Consider the following 3,332-nt stretch of genomic DNA (forward strand, 5'->3'; position numbering starts at 1 on the left):
GCCGACGTTGGTCAGCCCCGCAGCGCCTTCGGCGAATGTCGTGTCGCCCTGGATCCGCCACTGATGGTCGGGGTAGCCGGTTGGCGGGGTTCCCTGAGGTGGCGTGTACACGCCGTCTTTGTTGAGGTCCGCGTAGAAGTCGACGCGATAGCTTCTGCCAACGGCGAGGACGCGGCCGAAGTCCAGAGCCGACGACACCGCGCCGACGATGTTCGTTCGAATGACCTCGCGTCCGGAGTCCACGTCGACGACGCGCCCTTCGATTCGCTGCCCGGCGTGCGGCGCAAAGCTCCGCAGATTGAGCTGGAGCGAGTGGTAGGTCGCGCCGGAGTTCTGCTCGCGTCCGGGCCAATCGATGTCGGTGAACCGCGTGTTGTGCGTCATCGTGAGCCTGACGTCGGCAGCGGCGTTCGCGAGACTCGCAGCGCCTTCCACGAAGTCCGTCGTGCTGACGATGCGCCACTGATGGTCGGGCCAAGCGGTGACGGGCTCGCCCACCGGAGCCGTATACTCCCCGTTCCGGTCGAGGTCCGCGTAGAAGTCGACGCGATAGCTCTCGCCTTCGACGAGAACCTTGCCGAAGAAGAGCGTCACTTCGGGAGCCCCGACCGCCAGAGCCGTCGCGATTTGGCGGTTCGTCTTGGTGTCGACGAGTCTGCCCTCGAGCCGCTGGCTCGCGTGCGGCGCGAAGTTTCGGAGGTCGAGCTGGAGGGAGTAGGTTTGCTTGCCGACCGGCGGCGTTTCGGCATCCTCGCCGCATGCCGCCAAGCTGAGAAGCCCCGCCAACACCAGGGCGAGCGGTGCGTAAGTAGAACAGACGTATCTGTGTGATGCCATCGAAGCCTCCTTGGATTCGAACGAACAAGAGTCCGAATGTCGATACTCACCACGAACGAACGGACGCCAGAAGCCTACCGCCAAGGAAACTCGCTGGCAAGCCGCGACGACGGGCGTCGAGATATCGGGTCGCTGATGCAGAATCCCGGCGAGATGGAGTCATTCTAGCTTGACACGCCCGGCTTCGGTCGGGAATAATGCTTTCCTGACGGGTCTGGTGAGGAATCCCGTCGCGTCGAGCCGGTTGCGGAGCCGTTGAAGACAGTGGCGGAACCGGCGAGAGGCTACAAGGCAGAGGGTTCTTTCAAGCCCTGGGGCGCGTTGCGGGCGTGCCTTGGGAAGGAAAGGAGACTCCTGAACAGCGGTTGGGACACCAACGGTTCTCCTGTTCGAGAGTGCAGCCCCTCTGGGGCTTTCTTTTTGCGCTTTCGACAGCCCGGTCGGGCGCAGGCGAATCCGGCGTGATCCGGCGCTGCTCAGTTGATGCCATTCTGGTGGTTCCGCAGAAGGGGTGAAGGTCGACGATGCCGACGATCAACCAACTGGTACGTCAGGGACGGAAGCAGTTCAACGCGAAGAGCAAGGCTCCCGCGTTGGAGGGTTGCCCGCAGCGACGCGGTGTCTGCCTGCAGGTGCGCACCAAGACGCCTAAGAAGCCGAACTCCGCGCTGCGCAAGATCGCCCGTGTGCGCCTTTCGAACCAGCGAGAGGTGACCGCCTACATTCCGGGCATCGACCACAACCTGAACGAACACAACATCGTCCTCGTCCGTGGCGGTCGTGTGCGTGACCTGCCGAACGTGGGCTACCACATCGTACGTGGGACGCTCGATGCGGCAGGCGTCGAGAACCGTCGCCAAGGCAGGTCCAAGTACGGCGCGAAGCGACCTGGAGCCCAGGCGTCGGGTCGTTAGTGAGCTCATCGAAGCGGCACTCAGCATAGAGGTACGAGACGTTCATGCCGAGACGACGCGCGGTCATCAAGCGAGAACCGATCCCGGATCCCGTCTACGGGAGCCCGACGATCCAGAAGTTCATCAACAGCATCATGCGCGACGGCAAGAAGAGCGTCGCGGAGAACATCGTCTACCGCAGCATGCGGATCGTCGAGGAACGGACGAGCCAGGACCCGCTGGATATCTTCCAGCAGGCGCTGGAGAACGTCCGACCAGTCGTCGAGGTCAAGTCGCGGCGCGTGGGTGGACAGACCTATCAGGTTCCCGTCGAGGTCCGTGCCGAGCGGCGTACGTCGCTCGCGTTCCGTTGGCTCATCCAGTACGCGCGGGCGCGCGGCGAGAAGTCGATGGAAGCCAAGCTGGCGGGCGAATTGATGGACGCTGCCCGGAACGAAGGCAATGCGGTTCGGCGGAAGCTGGACACGCATCGCATGGCGGACGCCAACAAGGCGTTCTCGCACTACAAGTGGTAGCAGGATTCGGGTGTGTGGCGCTGCTCGGGATCGACCATCCGGTCGGTGCCGAAGCATGAAGAGACCTTCAAGCGGTAGGCGTTGCCGCCGAGATGGCTTTGGTCTCTGGATCCCAGTTGATCGGCTGTAACGAGTCGAGTGTCACCAGGCGCGATGAGCCGTCATTGAGCGCCGCTCTGAGACGCAGTACGCGTCCCAAGGATGTCCTGCGGATTGCCGACGACTGTTCAGGTCGCGCAACCCGCCGTCTCCAATGGGCGCTGGAAGGACGATCCCGGATCGTGGGTTCTCCTGTCCGCTGATTGGTAGTCGAATGCAGAACGAAGCGAACAACGACGAGCGGCGATATCCGCTGGATCGCACGCGCAACATCGGCATCATGGCGCATATCGACGCCGGCAAGACGACGGTGTCCGAACGCGTCCTATACTACACCGGTCGTACGCATCGGATCGGCGAGGTCCACGACGGCGCCGCGACGATGGACTGGATGGAGCAGGAGCAGGAACGCGGAATCACGATCACTTCCGCCGCCACGACATGCGCCTGGGCGGACCATCGGGTCAACATCATCGATACTCCGGGACATGTGGACTTCACCGTGGAAGTCGAGCGGTCGCTGCGCGTGCTCGATGGCGCCGTCGCGGTGTTTTGCGCGGTCGGCGGCGTGGAGCCCCAGTCCGAAACCGTGTGGAAGCAGGCGGATCGGTACGGCGTTCCCCGGATCGCCTTTGTCAACAAGATGGACCGCGTCGGAGCGGACTTCTTCCGCGTCTTGGAGATGATGGAGGAACGCCTCGGAACCCGCCCCATCGCCGTGCAGCTTCCGTTGGGCTCGGAAGAGACGTTCCATGGCATCCTCGATCTGATCGAGCGCCGGGCGTACGTCTGGGAGTCCGATGACTTCGGCGCTACCTACGCCGAGGTCGAAATCCCGGTCGCCATGGCGGATGTCGTCGACGAGCATCGGACTCTCTTGGTCGAGGCGGCTGCGGAGCAAGACGAGGAACTGCTGGAGCGGTATCTCGAAGGCGAGTCGCTTAGCAACGAGGATGTCCGACGCGCG

4 protein-coding genes are annotated in these 3,332 nt (G+C 63.4%); 3 read left to right on the forward strand and 1 reads right to left on the reverse strand.

Going from position 1 to position 3,332, the window contains the following annotated elements:
- On the reverse strand, nt 1-837 hold an 837-nt coding region (locus FJZ36_18535; protein MBM3216896.1), incomplete at its 3' end, for a hypothetical protein.
- A gap of 524 nt (nt 838-1,361) precedes the next feature.
- On the opposite strand from FJZ36_18535, the gene FJZ36_18540 reads away from it, so the two are divergent.
- From FJZ36_18540 to FJZ36_18550, 3 genes are all read left to right on the forward strand, one after another.
- Nucleotides 1,362-1,751, forward strand: a complete 390-nt coding sequence (locus FJZ36_18540) for a 30S ribosomal protein S12 (protein ID MBM3216897.1) — start codon at nt 1,362-1,364, stop codon at nt 1,749-1,751.
- 44 nt (nt 1,752-1,795) lie between these two features.
- On the forward strand, nt 1,796-2,266 hold the full coding sequence (gene rpsG, locus FJZ36_18545) for a 30S ribosomal protein S7 (GenBank protein ID MBM3216898.1): 471 nt from the start codon (nt 1,796-1,798) through the stop codon (nt 2,264-2,266).
- Nucleotides 2,267-2,579: 313 nt separating this feature from the next.
- A partial coding sequence (locus FJZ36_18550) for a GTP-binding protein (protein MBM3216899.1) occupies nt 2,580-3,332 on the forward strand: 753 nt, incomplete at its 3' end.

The organism is Candidatus Poribacteria bacterium, from assembly GCA_016866785.1.
Lineage (GTDB): Bacteria > Poribacteria > WGA-4E.